Source organism: Bradyrhizobium sp. 62, from assembly GCF_023073035.1.
GTDB lineage: Bacteria > Pseudomonadota > Alphaproteobacteria > Rhizobiales > Xanthobacteraceae > Bradyrhizobium.
In genome coordinates this window covers 478,773-494,802 of record NZ_JADPIT010000032.1, presented here as the reverse complement: position 1 = coordinate 494,802, position 16,030 = coordinate 478,773, and the positions used below count along the sequence as shown (strand labels likewise).

Annotated in this window: 12 protein-coding genes; 4 read left to right on the top strand and 8 right to left on the bottom strand. The window is 63.4% G+C overall.

What is annotated here, in order from left to right:
- Nucleotides 1-40: 40 nt before the first annotated feature.
- From IVB47_RS31675 to IVB47_RS31660, 4 genes are all read right to left on the bottom strand, one after another.
- Nucleotides 41-2,407 carry an MMPL family transporter gene (locus IVB47_RS31675; protein ID WP_247467390.1) on the bottom strand — a complete coding sequence of 789 codons (2,367 nt, stop codon included), beginning with the start codon at nt 2,405-2,407 and terminating at the stop codon, nt 41-43.
- 206 nt (nt 2,408-2,613) lie between these two features.
- Nucleotides 2,614-3,399 (bottom strand): ethanolamine ammonia-lyase subunit EutC, encoded by a 786-nt coding sequence (gene eutC, locus IVB47_RS31670; protein ID WP_247467388.1) that lies wholly within the window; start codon nt 3,397-3,399, stop codon nt 2,614-2,616.
- Nucleotides 3,400-3,405: 6 nt separating this feature from the next.
- Nucleotides 3,406-4,992, bottom strand: a complete 1,587-nt coding sequence (locus tag IVB47_RS31665; protein ID WP_247467385.1) for a B12-binding domain-containing radical SAM protein — start codon at nt 4,990-4,992, stop codon at nt 3,406-3,408.
- A 152-nt stretch (nt 4,993-5,144) separates the two neighbouring features.
- A complete protein-coding gene (locus IVB47_RS31660; RefSeq protein ID WP_247467383.1) occupies nt 5,145-6,527 on the bottom strand; it encodes an ethanolamine ammonia-lyase subunit EutB in 1,383 nt (460 codons plus the stop codon).
- A gap of 220 nt (nt 6,528-6,747) precedes the next feature.
- Between IVB47_RS31660 and IVB47_RS31655 the strand changes: the two genes are divergently transcribed.
- The 4 genes from IVB47_RS31655 to IVB47_RS31640 all read left to right on the top strand — a co-directional run bounded on the left by IVB47_RS31655 (nt 6,748) and on the right by IVB47_RS31640 (nt 11,528).
- Entirely contained in the window at nt 6,748-8,487 is a 1,740-nt protein-coding gene (locus tag IVB47_RS31655; RefSeq protein WP_247467380.1) for a HAMP domain-containing methyl-accepting chemotaxis protein, read from the top strand.
- Nucleotides 8,488-8,811: 324 nt separating this feature from the next.
- The gene (locus tag IVB47_RS31650) at nt 8,812-8,994 is read left to right on the top strand and encodes a hypothetical protein (protein ID WP_247467377.1); all 183 of its coding nucleotides are present in this window, start codon (nt 8,812-8,814) and stop codon (nt 8,992-8,994) included.
- A 146-nt stretch (nt 8,995-9,140) separates the two neighbouring features.
- Nucleotides 9,141-9,455, top strand: coding sequence for a hypothetical protein (locus IVB47_RS31645; RefSeq protein WP_247288689.1), 315 nt, complete (start codon nt 9,141-9,143; stop codon nt 9,453-9,455).
- A gap of 168 nt (nt 9,456-9,623) precedes the next feature.
- Entirely contained in the window at nt 9,624-11,528 is a 1,905-nt protein-coding gene (locus IVB47_RS31640; RefSeq protein WP_247468159.1) for an AI-2E family transporter, read from the top strand.
- A gap of 156 nt (nt 11,529-11,684) precedes the next feature.
- Here IVB47_RS31640 and IVB47_RS31635 read toward each other — a convergent pair whose 3' ends face one another.
- From IVB47_RS31635 to IVB47_RS31620, 4 genes are all read right to left on the bottom strand, one after another.
- Nucleotides 11,685-12,176, bottom strand: coding sequence for a septal ring lytic transglycosylase RlpA family protein (locus tag IVB47_RS31635; RefSeq protein WP_027568999.1), 492 nt, complete (start codon nt 12,174-12,176; stop codon nt 11,685-11,687).
- Nucleotides 12,177-12,715: 539 nt separating this feature from the next.
- A complete protein-coding gene (locus IVB47_RS31630) occupies nt 12,716-13,108 on the bottom strand; it encodes a response regulator (RefSeq protein ID WP_247467374.1) in 393 nt (130 codons plus the stop codon).
- Complete coding sequence (locus IVB47_RS31625) at nt 13,101-14,501, bottom strand: PAS domain S-box protein (protein WP_247467372.1); 1,401 nt, start codon at nt 14,499-14,501, stop codon at nt 13,101-13,103. Before IVB47_RS31625 ends, IVB47_RS31630 begins: the two co-directional genes overlap by 8 nt.
- Nucleotides 14,502-14,631: 130 nt before the next feature.
- Nucleotides 14,632-15,864, bottom strand: coding sequence for an acyl-CoA dehydrogenase family protein (locus IVB47_RS31620; RefSeq protein WP_247359927.1), 1,233 nt, complete (start codon nt 15,862-15,864; stop codon nt 14,632-14,634).
- Nucleotides 15,865-16,030: the final 166 nt, after the last annotated feature.

Below are 16,030 nucleotides of genomic sequence, written 5' to 3'. Positions count from 1 at the left end.
TCCGGACCGCGCCGATTTCATGTCTGATGAATGAAGCCGCTCAGATCGCCGGCTTGTCGGTGCCCCGAAGCTTGGCGTGCAAATTGATCAGCCACATCGCCGTCGGCCGCAGGATGAAAAGGTCGGCGACGAGCGCCATCACCATCGAGAAGGCGCTGAGCCAGCCGAACAGCCGTAGCGACGGCAGGTCGGAGAACACCGTGACGACGAGACCGCAGGCGAGCACCAGCGTGGTCAGGATCAATGCCGGGCCGACCAGCACGGTCGCGCGCTCCACCGCAAGCGCCGAGCCGACGCCCGGCTTGCTCTCGAGCCTGAGGCGGTTGAGGAAGTGGATGGTGGCGCTCAAGCCGAGGCCAAACGAAACGGTCAGAGCCACGACACTGGCGAATTGCAGTCCCTCACCCATCGCCCACAGCACCGTTCCCGACATCACGACGGGGAAGATGCCCGGCAGGATGCAGGCGAACATCACCACCCAGGACCGGAAGGCCAAGCCGATGAAAATCGCGACCAGCGCGAATTCGACGGTGAGCCCGCGGTTGAGCTTCTCGATCATGCCGGCCGAGTTGCGCGCGGCAATCGCGGCAAGACCCGTGACCGCCACTTCATAGCCGGGATGTTTCTTGCGGACGGCGTCGAGCTCGGAATCGAGCTTGTCGACGATCGGCAGGAGCTGGCTGGAATCCTTGTCCGGCACGCGACCTGCGACCACGACGGCGTCCTGCTCGGCATCGATGAACCGGCGCACCAGATGCTCCGGAATGACGCTGACATATTCCTTCAGGGTCGCGACGTCGGCGCTGCCGGCCTTGTCCGCGAGCCAGCGGCGCAGGGTCTCGACCGACCAGACATTGCCGACACCGGCTGCCTTCTCCACCGTCGCGTGCACGTCGGCGATGGTCTGCAGCGTCTCCGGCGAATAGAGCGATTCACCCTTGGGGAACTGGATCAGAACGTTGACCGGGTTGGCGCCGGTGAGCTTGGCGTCGAGCCGGTCGCTGGCGGCGACCGCCTGGCGCTTGTCCGGCACCTGGTCGGCGAGCCGGTAGCGCGGCTCCAGATTGGCGTAGATGACGCCCAGGCCCGCCACGAACACCACCGCGATCAGGCTGAACAGGCCGGGGCGGCCCACCATGCGCACCGCGATCCAGTAGCAGAAATTACGCAGCGCCTGCACGCCGGCATCCGCAGTCTGGAACTTGGTCGCAAAGACCTTCTCGTTGCGCACCAACAGCACGCCGAACACCGGCACCAGCGACAACACCGCGACCAGCGCGATGATGGTGGCGGCGAGACCCGCCTCGCCGAACTTGCGGATCAGATCGGAGTCGGAGAACTGGAGCGCGATAAAGGAAATGCCGGCGGTGCCGTGCGTCAGCACGCAGGCCGGTCCCACCACCAGCACCGCGTTCTTGAATGCGGTGAACTTGTCCTGGCCTGCGATCAGCCGGTCGCGCGCGGCGAAGGTGAGCTGCATCGAGTCCGAGAAGCTGATGACCATGATGAGCGGCGTCATCACGTTCAGGAACATGTTGAGATTGAAATTGGCCCAGCCGAGCGCGCCGAGCGCCAGCAGGATCGCGATCATCGGCGGGAACGCGGCCGCCACCATGAACGAGATCTTGCGGAAGAAGATGATGGCGATGACACAGCCGGCGAGAATGCCGAGGATGTTGTAGGTGAGCCCGTCGCGCTCGACCGCGTTGCGGATCTCGAGCTGCATCACTGGCACGCCGGAAAGCTGCACGTTGAGCCCGGTGTCGCCGAGGTCTTCCTTCATCAGCGCGCGGATGTCGGCGACGGTCTTGGTCAGCTTAGTGGAGGCGACCACCTCCGGATCGAGCGATAGCACGATCAGCGCCAGCGTGCCGTCCTCGGACAACAGCTTGCCGCGGATGATCTCGTTGGCTTTGACGCCCTCGATGAACTTGTCATAGGCCGCGCCCTCGGGCAGCTCGGGCGGGAACAGCGCGGCGGGAAGCTTGCCCGGCGCCGGCGCCTGGCGCGCGGAGAACAGCGAGACCAGTCCGCGCGTACCCTCGACCAGTTGCATGTCGGTGACGAAGTCGCGCAGCTTCTCGAGGTTGTTCCGCGCCAGCAGGGTCTTGCCCTCGACTACGACAAGAACGTCGAATTCCTCGGCCGGGAACTTCTTGGTCACCGCTTCGTACTGGCGGAATTCCGGCGTGTTGGACCGGAACAGCTGCGACAGCGAATCGTCGATCTTGATCCGGTGGATGCCGAACACGGCGCCGACGATCAGGACGAGCAGGACGATGCAGGAGACGATGGGCGCCCGGACGGCGAACAGCCCGATGCGCTCCAGCCCGAAGGCGATCGAGGACGCAGGCCCCTGCTCGACCTTGTCGACATGAACCTCACTCTCGCTGTGCTTTTCGAGCATGCCTTGTCCAGTTCCTAAATCGGCTCGGGTCTGTGAGCTTGTCGCGCCCCGCGAACGGCTTGAAAATGCCATACCAATGGGAGGCTTGCCCTTTGAAAATGCGCAGAAAATCGCCGCGAGGGGTTTAGCAGGTCAATCACCCTTCTCGCAAGCAGGCGGAGTGTGGCCGAATCGATCAAGATGTGGCGATTTTGCCTTAATGCCCTTCATTCGGGCAAAGCCGTGCCAATTCGACGCGGCGCGCGGTCCGCGCTCTCGTCCTTCAGCGCCACACCGCTCACTCCCCGCGCGAGCCCCTCGCGGACCAGCCAGGCGATCTTGAAGGCCGCCTCGTCATAGCTCAACCCGGCCTTGTGGATGTTCGACACGCAGTTGCGCTCGGCATCGGTGCGGCCCGGCTTCGGGGCGAACGTCAGATAGGCGCCAAGACTGTCGGGCGCCGACAAGCCCGGCCGCTCGCCGATCAGCGTCACGACCATGCGCGCGCCGAGAATGGCGCCGATCTCGTCACCGAGCGCGACGCGCGCGCCTGAGGCGACGACGACATGGCCGATCGCGACACCATCGTCGGCTGCGAGCAACGGCAGCAGACGCATCAGCAGCGCGGCCGCGTGGGCGTGGACCGCCGCCGCCGATAAGCCATCGCCAATCACGACGGCGAGTTGGCACGGCTCCGAGGCGCTCCGCGCCAGGGCCTCGATTGATCCGGCATCGAGCCGTCTGCCCAGGTCGGGCCGCCGCAGATAGTCCCTGCGATCGACCGCCCGGCTGTTCGCCTCGGTGACGACGAGGCCAAGCGCGCGGAGATCCGCAACCAGCCGCGGCGCATCGAAGACGGCATGCACGGCATCGCGGGCGCGGGCATGGTCCAGCGTGAAATCGAGCAGTGCCCGCGTCGGCAGGCTCGCGCCGCTGCGCCCGAGCGCGACGCGCGCAGGCGTGAGCGACCGCAGATCGAGGGTCGGGCGACGCGGGGTGGCCGGATCAGACATGTCGCATCATTCGGCGGGGACGGAAGCCTCGCGTAGCCGGATCGAATAGTTCGAGGCATTTTGCTGGCCGGTCGAGGCCGCCCGCGCAAAGGTGATGAGATGGTGCGCGATCAGGGTGCAGCCAATCAGGCCTTCGAGATCGCCGCGCTTGATGCGGCCCAGCGCGAACTTCCAGAACACGCGCTTGTAGTCGCCGAGCACGCCGACCTTCCAGAAGATGTTTCGCAGCATGACGAGGCCGCGCCTGATGTTGGGCCAAGTCTTCATCTCATCCGGCGTCGGCATCTTCAGGCGGTGCACGTAAACGTGGTCGCATTGATACTGGAAGCGCGCGTAGACCTTCTCGGGCTCGTAGGCGACGGCCATGGCGTGCTTCCAGGACGCGACGACGTCGTCGTAGGGCAGCAGGAAGTTGACATTGGAATCGCGGCCGTCGTCCTCGACCAGGCGTCCCTCGCGCTCAAGACGGTCCCACAGCGGCGTCTTCGGCAGGGCTTGAAGCAGGTTGATCGTGAGCAGCGGAATTCGGGAGTCCTCGACGAAGGCGAGCAGCGCCTCCGAGGTGTTGGGCTTGTCGGTGTCGAGCCCCATGATGATGCCGGACACGACCTCCATGCCGTAGGAGTTGATGGTTTGCACGCCCTCGAGGATCGGGACCATCATATTGTGGTCCTTGTGCATCGCCTTCAGCGCATCGGGGTCGGGCGTCTCGATGCCGCAGAAGATGGTGACGAAATAGGCCTCGCGCATCTTCTCGAGGATTTCCGGCCGCTTGGCGATGTTGAGCGTCGCCTCGCAGGCGAGCCGCACCATGTAGCCGGTCCTCTTCTGCCATTCGATCAGATGCGGCAGGAGGTCCAGCGCCGCCTTGCGGTTGCCGATGAAATTGTCGTCGACGAAATAGACCGTGTCGGTCATGCCGCATTCGCGCAGGCGGTCGAGCTCGGCGATGATCTGCTCCGGCGATTTGAGGCGCGGATTGCGGCCGTAGAGGCCGGGGATGTCGCAGAACTCGCACTGATAGGGACAGCCGCTGGAATACTGGATGCTGCCGAGGAAGTACTTCTTCACGTCGGCGAGCTCGTAGGCCGGGATCGGAAACTCCGTCATCGGCACGCGGTCCTTGGTGGTCAGCACCACCTGCGCTTCCGGACGCGAGGTATCGCGCGACAAGATTTCGAGCAGCTGATCGGTGGCGTCGCCGAGTTCGCCGACATGGAGATAATCGAAGGACGGATAGTAATCCGGGCAGGCGCTGACGGAGGGACCGCCGAGCGCGACGGGCAGATCGAACTCGTGGGCGCGGCGGCAGATATCGTTCATCTGCTGGCGCTGGATGTGCATGCCGCTGACGAAGACCGCCTCCGCCCACTCGAACTCTTCCCTTGTCGCGCGGCGAAGGTTCTCGTCGACGAATTTGACCTGCCATTCCTTGGGCAAATAGGCCGCGAGCAGCAAAAGTCCCTGCGGCGGCATGAAGGCGCGGACGCCATCGGTCAGGGGGTAGGAATGCTCGAACGTCCCGAACGACGATGTGTATCGCGGAAACACGCAGAGAATCCGCCGGGACGTCCCGTTACTTTCAGCTCGCATCAAAGCTCCCCCGCCACGCTCGACTTAGCCGCGGAAATTGCCAGACAGACACATAGCGTAATGCTGCCGCCGGAATTTCTCAATATTGTGGCATGAGCCTAATTCCCTAGGGCACCAATGGTTTCCTCGGGTCGCTGGGTGCCTCCGCCGAGTCACGCGATCAGCCGTGACGCAAAATCGGGCAGCAGGCCTGCATCGCCGGCAAGACGGAAATCTGGGCCCGCAATGCCGGACCGCACCAGCCAGTCGTCGAATTCCGGTGCGCGGCGCAGTCCGAAGACGTCGCGGACGTAGAGCGCGTCGTGAAAAGATGTGGACTGATAGTTCAGCATGACGTCATCGGCGCCGGGAACGCCCATGATGAAGGTGACGCCGGCGGCCGCCAGCAGCGTCAGCAGATTGTCCATGTCGTCCTGGTCCGCCTCGGCGTGATTGGTGTAGCAGATGTCGATGCCGAGCGGCAGGCCGAGCAGCTTGCCGCAAAAGTGATCTTCCAGCCCGGCCCGGATGATTTCCTTGCCGTCGTAGAGATATTCCGGGCCGATGAAGCCGACCACGCTGTTGACCAGGAGGGGCGCAAAGGCGCGGGCGACCGCATAGGCGCGCGCCTCGCAGGTCTGCTGGTCGACGCCGTGATGGGCATTGGCCGACAGCGCCGATCCCTGCCCGGTCTCGAAATACATCACGTTCTGGCCAACCGTACCGCGCTTCTGCGACAGCCCGGCCTCCTGCGCCTCCTTCAGAAGCGCAAGGTCGATGCCAAAACTGCGGTTGGCAGCCTCAGTGCCGGCGACCGACTGGAACACGAGGTCGACCGGCGCCCCCTGCCCGATCAGCGACAGCGTCGTGGTGACATGGGTCAGCACGCAGGCCTGGGTCGGGATCTTCAGCCGCGCGATGATCTCGTCGAGCAGCCGCAGCAATTGGCCGATCACGGCCGGGTCGTCGCTCGCCGGGTTGATACCGATGCAGGCATCGCCGGCGCCGAGCAGGATGCCGTCGAGGATGGAGGCGGTGATGCCCCTGGCGTCGTCGAAAGGATGGTTGGGCTGGAGCCGAGTGCTCATCCGGCCCTTCAGACCGATGGTATTGCGGAAAGCGGTGGTGACCTCGCATTTCCGTGCCGCCAGGATCAGATCCTGGTTGCGCATCAGCTTCGACACCGCGGCTGCCATCTCCGGGGTGATGCCGCCTGCCAGCTTGCGCAGGATTTCGGGCGTCGCGGCATCCGACAGCAGCCAGTCGCGAAAGGCACCGACCGTCAGCGAAGCCACCGGCGCGAAGGCTTTGGCGTCGTGGCTGTCGATGACGAGGCGCGTGACCTCGTCGGTCTCATAGGGGATGACGGCTTCCTGCAAGAACTGCCCGAGCGAGACATCGGCCAGCGCCATCCGCGCCGCGATCATCTGTTCGGCGCTGGCGGCGGCGATCCCGGCCAGCCGGTCGCCGGAGCGCGGCGGCGTCGCCTTGGCGAGCAGGTCGCGCAAATCCGGGAACGTGTAGGTCGTTGCGTCGATGGTGTGGCGGTAGACCAAAGGTCTCTCCGGGGTTCGTCGGCCAGAGGCCGACTCCAGGGCGATCCCAAGACTATACCTTCAGATCAAGACGCTGAAATATCTACCTTTCTTTCGGCCGAGGGCAAAGGGGGCCAAACCCGGCGTTAACGCCGCGTCCATCTTCATTCTGCATAGTTTTGCAATAATTTGCACGACCGCGCTCTCCGGCCGCTCCCGGCCATTCGGGCCCCTGAAAACCATGACAACTGACCGACCTGGGAATGCCACCGGCCTCGCCGGCCGCTTCACGCTTGCCAACAAGCTCTACGCGATCTTTGCACTGTTCGCGTTGCTCACGGCGGCGATCGCGATGCTGTCCGATTACAACAGCCGCCGCGGTGCCGACCTGACGAGCGCGATCGAGACTGCGAACGCCGCCGCGCTGAACGTCGAGCGGGTCAACTCGCTGGTCTATGCGGTCGTGATGGAATCGCGCGGCGTCTACATGTCGACCGAGCCCGCCGTGGTGAAGAAATACGGCGAGGGCCTGCTCAAGTTCAACGCCCAGATCCTTGACGTCGTGAAGCGCTGGGAGACCATCGTCAAGGCTGACGATGCCGAGCAGTTCGCCACCTTCAAGAAGCGCATCGAGCAGTTCGTCGAGTTTCGCAAGGAGCTGGTGCGCCGCGGCGTCGAGATCAATGCGGCCGCGGGCCGCGAATGGGGCGACAACGACGCCAACCGCACCGTGCGCTCGGCGCTGAACAAGGATCTCGAGGCGCTGTCCAAGGTCTATGCCGAGCGCGCCAGGCAAATCGCGCACGAGACCGAGACCAATCGCATCCTGTCCCTCGTCCTGACCTGCCTCGCCGGCGTGGCGCTCGCGCTCGTCGTGATCGGCATCGTCATCATCGCCCGCTCGATCGCACGCCCCCTCTCCGCCATCACCGCGACCATCAAGCAGGTCGCTGACGGCGCCGAGAACGTCGTGGTGCCCCACAGCCACCGCGCCGACGAGATCGGCGCACTGGCACGCGCGATCCAGATCTTCCAGGACGCGATGGCGCGTAACCGCAACCTCGCCTCACAGGTCTCGCAGGACTCCGCCGCGCGCGAAGAGCGCGCCCGCCACATCGAACAATCCGTCGACGCGTTTCGCGAGGCGATCGGCGCGATCATGCGCGGCCTCAGCGACAACGCCTCCGTGATGCGCGAGACGGCGCAGACCATCACCCGCGTCACCGCGGACGCGAGCAGCCGCGCCGGCACGGCGGCGAACGCCACCGAGCAGGCTTCGCACAACGTCACGGCGGTGGCAGGCGCGGCCGAGGAGCTGTCGGCGTCGGTGGTGGAGATCGGCCGGCAGGTGCGGCAATCCGCCAGCGCGGTCGAGCAGACCGGCCAGCGCACCGAGAAATCCATCGCCGAGATCGAGAGCCTGGCCGCAGCCACGCAACGCATCGACGGCGTGCTCAGCCTGATTCAGGCGATCGCCGAGCAGACCAATCTGCTCGCGCTCAATGCCACCATCGAGGCGGCGCGCGCCGGCGATGCCGGTCGCGGCTTCGCCGTCGTCGCACACGAAGTCAAGGCACTCGCGGGACAGACCGCGAAGGCGACCGCCGACATCAGCGAGAACGTCTCGATGATCCAGTCCTCCACCCGCAACGCGGTCGACGCCGTCCGCGAGATCGGCGGCGCGGTGCGCGAGATCAACGACGTCACCTCGGCGATCGCCGGAGCCATCGGCCAGCAGGACGCCGCCACGCGCGAGATCTCGTCCAACGCGCAATCGGCGGCCCAAGGCAACGAGACCCTGGTCGCCAACATCAGCTCGCTCCGCGATGCCATCGGCGAGACCGATACGGCGGCCTCCTCGGTACTAACGGCTGCGAGCAGCGTGACCGAGACGGCGGAGACGCTGTCGCGCGAGGTGGAGAAGTTCTTCCAGAACCTGCGCTCGGGCGCAGCGGACGGCCGCATCGCCAAGGCCGGATGACGGGACGTCCACCGGCGGCGCTGGGGTTGCTCTATCAATAAAACGCGAAAACAACCCCATGCACAGTAGCCGGGGACAGCGATTTCAATGGCTTGGCCATCGGCGTTCCTTTTTGCGGATTTTACGAATCCACTTGCTCCGTCGGGCAAAACAGGGGCATGATGTCAATGTTGGAGCTTTCCGCACTGGGGGCCGGCAGATCGTGGGAAGCGGAAGGCCGGCTGAGGCCGCCTCTCGTCGCTTGATGCCCCATAGACAATGATCCAGAACTTTTAGCGAAACTATCCAGCCGCCTCTGCGTCGGTATGCGGAGGGAATTACAGCATGTCTGCACACGGCCAATTCGACGAACAGGACGTCCTGATCTTGCGCTACCGGGCGTTGGAGCGAGAGGTGACCGATCCGCTTGCCGCCGTTCTGCTCCACGACATCGTCCAGGATCTCGAAGCCGATCTTCATAGAGAGCGCGCGATGGCTCTCTCCGCAATCCCATCTTCCAAGTCATAATCGCCAATCATAGCGAGTTGATCTGTCTTTCGGGCACGGGATGCCTGCGAACAGAGTGGCGGCAGCTGACGATATCTGTTCAGCCATGGAACCATTGGGTTCCCAGTCTATTGCCTCACTGACACATCACATTTTGGAGAAACACCATGAAATTTTTAACAGCCGCTCTGACGGCCGCAGCAAGTGCCCTTCTTGTGACCGCTGCTTCTGCAGCCCCGCTGTCTCCCACCCTGTATGCCGCTCCGGACAGCAACGTTCAAAACGTACGCATGGTCTGCAATGAAGACGGTCGTTGCTGGCGCGAGCGCAGCGAGCGCCGTGTCATCATCCGCGATGGGCGCGATTCCTACGGATATGCGCCTCGCGAGCGCTACATCGAGCGGCGCGGCTATGAAGAGCGCAGCGGCATCGGCTTCCGTGCTCCCGGCGTGAGCGTCGGGATCGGCACCGACCGCTACTGAGATACGAGCCGGTGAATGCAGAAGCCGCGGAGCAATCCGCGGCTTTTTTGAACTCACTGGACGTCAACAAACTCGCCGCTTTTCCCGGCCTAGCGAGGAGCTGTGATCAGGCAGCCATTCAAAGCACGAACACCGGAAGAACTGATTTCTCTATTGAGCGCCGTGGCGATGGCCATTCTCGCCGCGATCATTGTCATGGTGCTGTATTATGGTCGCGAGATCATCATTCCGATAGCGCTGGCCGTCTTGCTCAGCTTCGTCCTGGCGCCTCTGGTTCGACTGGTTCAGCGACTGCGCATTCCACGCAGTTTGGCTGTGGTGAGCGTGGTCGTGATCGCCTTCGCGTTTATATTTGCGATGGGCAGTCTGCTCGCTACCCAACTCGCCCAGCTGGCCGGCGATTTGCCGCGATATCAGTCCACAATAAGCGAGAAGATCCAATCCTTCCGTGAGACCACGGCCGGTCGAGGCACACTCGAGCGGGCTTCCAGCATGTTGAAGGACCTCAGCAAAGAACTCGACAAGCCCAAGGAGGCCGCGAATTCGTTGGGGACCATAGCAGCTCCGAAAGCGGCCCCGCCGAAGCCCGTTCCTGTGGAAGTGCTTCAGCCCGATCCCGGCGCGCTGGAGAGTTTGCAAACGCTGATTTCACCATTGCTTCATCCGCTCGCAACGACCGGGATCATCGTCATATTCGTGATCTTCATTTTGCTTCAGCGCGAGGATCTTCGTAATCGTCTGATCAGGCTGGCCGGTTCGGATGACCTGCAGCGCACCACGGCTGCCCTTGATGACGCGGCGAGCCGCCTCAGCCGGCTTTTCCTCATCCAGCTTCTCGTGAACGGGGGCTTCGGCATCATCATAGGAATCGGTCTCTGGCTGATCGGCGTTCCAAGCGCGATCCTGTGGGGCATTCTGGCGGCAGTGCTGCGCTTCGTGCCTTACATTGGGGCGGTCATCGCCGCCGCCTTCCCTCTCGCTCTCGCGGTTGCGGTCGATCCAACCTGGACGATGCTGCTGTGGACGATCGCGCTGTTCGTGGTGGTGGAGCCCGTCGTCGGCCATGTGCTCGAGCCGATGGTCTATGGACACAGCACGGGACTGTCGCCGGTGGCCGTTGTCGCTTCCGCGACGTTTTGGACGGCGCTCTGGGGTCCGATCGGCCTCGTTCTGGCAACACCCCTTACGGTGTGTCTGGTCGTCCTGGGCCGCCACGTCGAGCGCCTGGAGTTCCTGGACGTCATGTTTGGAGACCGACCAGCGCTCTCTCCGCCTGAGATATTCTATCAGCGGATGCTCGCCGGCGACCCGACCGAAGCATCTGCAAAAGCCGAGGAGTTCTTGAAGGAGCGATCTCTCAGCTCTTATTACGACGAAGTCGCCTTGCGAGGACTGCAGCTGGCTCAAGCGGATGCCGAGCGCGGCGCTCTGGATCCCGACCGGCTGGCTAAAATCAGGGATGCGGTCCAGGAATTTGCCAATAACATTTCGGAGCAGGATGAGCGTCCGCCGCCGAAGGTCGGCCCGACCACAGATGTCGAAGCTACATCTGCCATAGAAGGCGTGGCTGAGGATGCGCCTTATGAGGGTCTGCGGGTGCTGCGCAAGGAGGACTTGCCCACTGAATGGCAAGGCGAACATCCCGTGCTCTGCGTGGCCGGGCGAAATCCAATCGACGAAGCCGCTGCGATCATGCTGGCTCAACTGACCGGAGCGCATGGCTTGTCGGCCAGAGTCGAGGCAGCGGAAGCGTTGTCGACGGCGAATATCTTCCGGCTGGAGACCGATGGGGTCGCCATTGTCTGCCTCGTCTATATGGATGCAAGCAGCCCGGCCCATATGCGTTACTCGGTGCGACGGCTTCGCCGTAAATTGCCGAAGGCTACAATCATTCTGGGTTGCTGGATGAAGGACATCGAGCCAGCGGCGCTGGAAAATCTGCGGGAAGGCGCCAAGGCGGATCTGGCTGCTGCAACTCTGGGCGGGGCGCTTAAACTCTGCATAGAGGCGACGGGTGTGGACTCCCTTGGCACAGTCGCTGAAGGCCGGATTTCGAAGATCACGGCCGGCTAGCAGTTTATACGCGGAGACATGGCTGCTGCAGGCGCGCAGCAAACCCGAAAGGCCTTCGTTCCTGCCGACATCGGATCCGGCTCAAGGCCGGTGTGTCCTGGCACTCCCTCAGTCACATACAAAGGACCGTGCTGCGCGACCTTCTGGTGCGACGGTTCAGCCAACCGGCCCGGGGGTCCAATCGCCGCCGGCAAGCGGCCGCACCTTTACATCGGGAATGACCCCGCGCTGCAGGCCCGGATCAAAATGGCGCATCGTCCGCTCGTTGAGGTCGATGATGCGGCCAGGCCTTAGCGGTCCCACGTCATTTATCTTGACGATGACCTTCTTGCCGACGGCCTCTACGAGGGCGTATTTCGGCTTCGCGCCAAACTGGACTCCACCGAATTTCTTACGCAAACTCGTTTTGATGGCGGCCGACCAGACTGAGGGATCATAGCGCTCGCCGGAGGCTGTCTTCGGGCCGCCCTCCTCTTTGCCCGGCTTGAACGGATTGTACGTGGACGCCGCGCCGACGATCGCTTCCCCGGAAGCGACATTGACGACAGCGCTTGAGTGAACTCCAGCGGCTTCGCATCGAGCAACAGTAACGGAAACGGCAAGCGCAACCACGGCGCCGCAAATTGCGGCGCTGGATCGGAACACCATCATATCTCCTGTGATTTTCGATTGTCCGGTTCCGATGCCTCAAAACATCATCAAGCAAACGCGGAAGCGTTCGGGTTCGCGATGTTTACAGGTCGAGCCAACCCCGGCTGCGGAACCATTGCAGGAACCAGAATGGTTCCAAACGGTGTTTTTAGTTGTCGCCGTCTAAGACGGACATTGCGTCAACAGCGTGACAAGAAGAGGCCACGGCGAAATGGCGCGGCCACATGAGTCCCGCGGCGCTCACAATCAGATTGATTGTTCCACTCGCCTGTCCGACCTTCTCTTCTTTCCCATCGACCGTCCTTTCCGCAGAAGCGATCAACGCAGATACACTGCTGCACAGGCGTGCACCCTCTCAAACGAAGAAGAGATCGCCCCTACTCCATCACCCGCGCCGCTTGATCGGATTGTAATCCTTGCCTCGGCAAATCTGCTACGCGCTGTCGCGCGAATGCGGCAAACGATCATCCGACCTATCTTGCAGGCCGGGAACGCAGCAGGGAGTGGGATCGCGGCCTTGCCCGCAACGGGCGCGGCTAGAGCGTCCGCGGTTTCTCGTCCGATTGATCGATCGAGAACAGTCCGCTGAGCGCCTTGACGTTAACCGGCTTTTCGACACGTGGCACGGCTGCATAAGCATCCGGAATCGCCCAAGCGTCATAACCGGTGGTGAACACGAACCGCACCCCGCGCGTCCGAAGTGCGTCGGCAACCGGATAGGAGCGTTCGCCGCGAAGATTGATGTCCAGGACGGCGCCATCTATCCGCTGTTCGGCCGCAACCAGATTCAGGGCGTCCTCGACCGACCCCGCCGGCCCAATGACCTCAGCGCCGCGATCTTCCAGCGCACGGGCCAGGTCGGCGGCGATCATGTACTCGTCTTCGACGACGAGGAGCCGCCGGCCTAGTAGTGATTGCGACTCAGTCATCACGCTTCTCCTCGCTCGCGAGCGGCACGGCGATTTCGCAGTGGACGCCGTCAGGTTCGAACCGAAGCTTCGTTTTGGCGCCGAGCTGATAAGGAAGTGCTCGCTCGATCAATTCGCTTCCGTAGCCTTTTCTCGCCGGCCCGCCCTCAGGCATGGCAACCCCGCTTTCGGACCATACCACGGTTGCTTGCCGCCTGGATTGATCGTTCTTGACCTCCCATCGCACCGTCAGCCGGCCTGAGGGTTGGCCGAGGGCGCCGTATTTTACCGCATTCGTGGCGAGCTCATGCAGCGCGAGAGCCATCGATTGCGCCGACATCGCCGGCAACGGCGCCGCCGGCCCCTCGGTCGTCACCTTCTCCACGTCGGCACTGGCGTGCGCCTCCAATTCGGCCCTGACCAGATCACCGAGTTCAATCGGCCGATTGTCGCTTTGCGCGAGCAAACCCTGAGCCCTGGAGAGGGCGCCCAACCTGCTTTCAAAGTCGTCTGCAAAGTCGTCCAGGGACGGGCTCGATCTGATCGTCTGCCGGGCAAGTGATTGGACGACCCCGAGCAGATTGCGCCTGCGGTGCTGCAGTTCGGCCAAGAGAACCTTCTGCCGATCTTGAAGCACGCGCAGTTCGTGGATGTCCGTCATCGTGCCGACCCAATCGACAGCGTCTGCATCCGAACTGACTTTCATCGGTACCGCGCGGGTCTGATGCCACCTGAACTCTCTGTCGGCGGAACGCCTGACGCGGTGCTCGACGTAATACTCGCCCTTGGCGCGCGCTTCGAGCCAGGCCGCCTGGGTCTCTTCGCGATCATCCGGATGGATCGCGTCAAGCCAACCGAAACCGATGCTATCAGCGAAGCTCAGACCGCTGAAGATGGTCCATTGCGGGCTGGCCCAAGTGCGCTCACCATCACTTTTTGAGCGGAAAACCAGCTGGGGTATATTGGTGGCGAGAACGCGGAACAGCTCCTCGCTTTGCGCGAGCTGCTCCGCAGCACGGTGCTGGCTGGTCCGATCGCGCAACATCTTCACGAAACCCGCGTCGCGCTCCGCCAGCGGCATCAACAGGCCCGAAGCCCAGAGCCGGGTGCCGTCCTTGCGCATCTGCCAGCGTTCGTCCTCGGCGCGGCCCTGAGCTAACGCGCTGCGTCGTTCTTCGGCTGCCGCCTCAAAACTACCCTCCTCGGCGGGAAAGATCACGTCCGCCGATTTTCCGATGATTTCGTCGGTCTTGTACCCGAGTAACCGCTCGGCGCCGGGGTTCCAGCTGGTGGTGATGCCGTTCGGGTCTATCGTGAAGATAGCAAAGTCCGTCGCGCTCTCGAATACGAGACGCAGCAGCTCATTGTCCGCGGGGGCGGCCGGACCGTTTGTCGGATGATTGCTCTCCTGCACGCGGACGATCTCCAACGCTCGCGCTGGGCAGCGCGCCAACTGCCAGCGACAATCGCGACAATCCAAGGACGTTCCTAAGCTGGTTCACGACCCAGGTTCCCGCAGCAACGGGTGACGTCCGGTAACGGTCCTACCCGGCCATCACCCCGCCGCGCTTGATCAGCTCCTTCCCTACCGCGGCCAGATGCACCTGATCCGGTCCGTCGCCGATGCGGATGAAGCGGGCGTAGACGTAGGCACGCGCGAGGAATGTGTCCTGCGAGACGCCGGCAGCGCCGTGGATCTGAATGGCGCGGTCGATCACGCGGGCGGCCATGCTTGGCACCACGATCTTGGCGGCCGCGATCAGGTCGCGCGCGGCCTTGTTGCCTTCGCGGTCCATCCTGTCGGCGGCTTGCAGCGTCAAGAGCCGCGCCTGCGCGATCTCGCAGAATGAGTGCGCGATGTCCTCGCGCACCGAGCCCTGCTCTGCGAGCGGCTTGCCAAAGGCCGTGCGGGAGACGGCGCGCTGGCACATCAATTCCAGCGCGCGCTGGGCACAGCCGATCAGCCGCATGCAATGATGGATGCGGCCGGGACCGAGCCTGCCTTGCGCGATCTCGAAACCGCGGCCCTCGCCGAGCAGGATGTTCTCGGCCGGCACGCGAACGTTCTCGTAGACGATCTCGGGATGGCCGACCGGCGCGTCGTCATAGCCGTAAGTGAGCATGTCGCGGACGATGCGCACGCCGGGCGTCGCTCTCGGCACCAGGATCATGGATTGCTGGCGGTGGCGGTCGGGATCGTCGGGCGCCGTCTTGCCCATCACGATCAGGATCTCGCAATCCTCGTTCATCGCGCCCGAGGTGAACCATTTGCGGCCGTTGATGACGTAGTCGCCGCCGTCGCGCTTGATCTCGCATTGAATGTTGGTGGCATCGCTGGAGGCGACCTGCGGCTCCGTCATCGAGAAGCCGGAGCGGATGCGCCCCTCCAGGAGCGGCTTCAGCCAGCGCTCCTGCTGTGCCGGCGTGCCGTAATTGGCCAGCACCTCCATGTTGCCGACATCGGGCGCCGAGCAATTGAACACCTCCGGCGCCCAGAGGATGCGGCCCATGATCTCCTTCACCGGCGCGTATTCGAGATTGGTCAAGCCAGTGTTGTTAGGGTCTTCGCCGTGCTCGCCGGAGAGGAACAGGTTCCAGAGCCCCTGCTCGCGCGCCAGCCGCTTCAGGTCCTGAAGGACCTGTGGCGTCCTGTAGCGTGTCGCTTCCGGCTTCACCTGCTCGTAATAGAGCTCCTCGACCGGCTCGACATGCGTCCGCATGAACCGGCGGACACGCTCCTGCAGCTCCAGCGAACGTTCGGAGTGGTGAAAATCCATTGGTGTTCCTCCTCTTCCCTTCTCCCCTTGCGGGAGAAGGTGGCATAGGCGGCCTTCGGCTGGCGTTCCTAAGAACGCCGAAGCAAAGCTTCGGCTATGGCGCCGGATGAGGGGTTGTATCCGCGAGTTCAAATGTAGAGACGACTCGCGGAGAGAGACCCCTCAC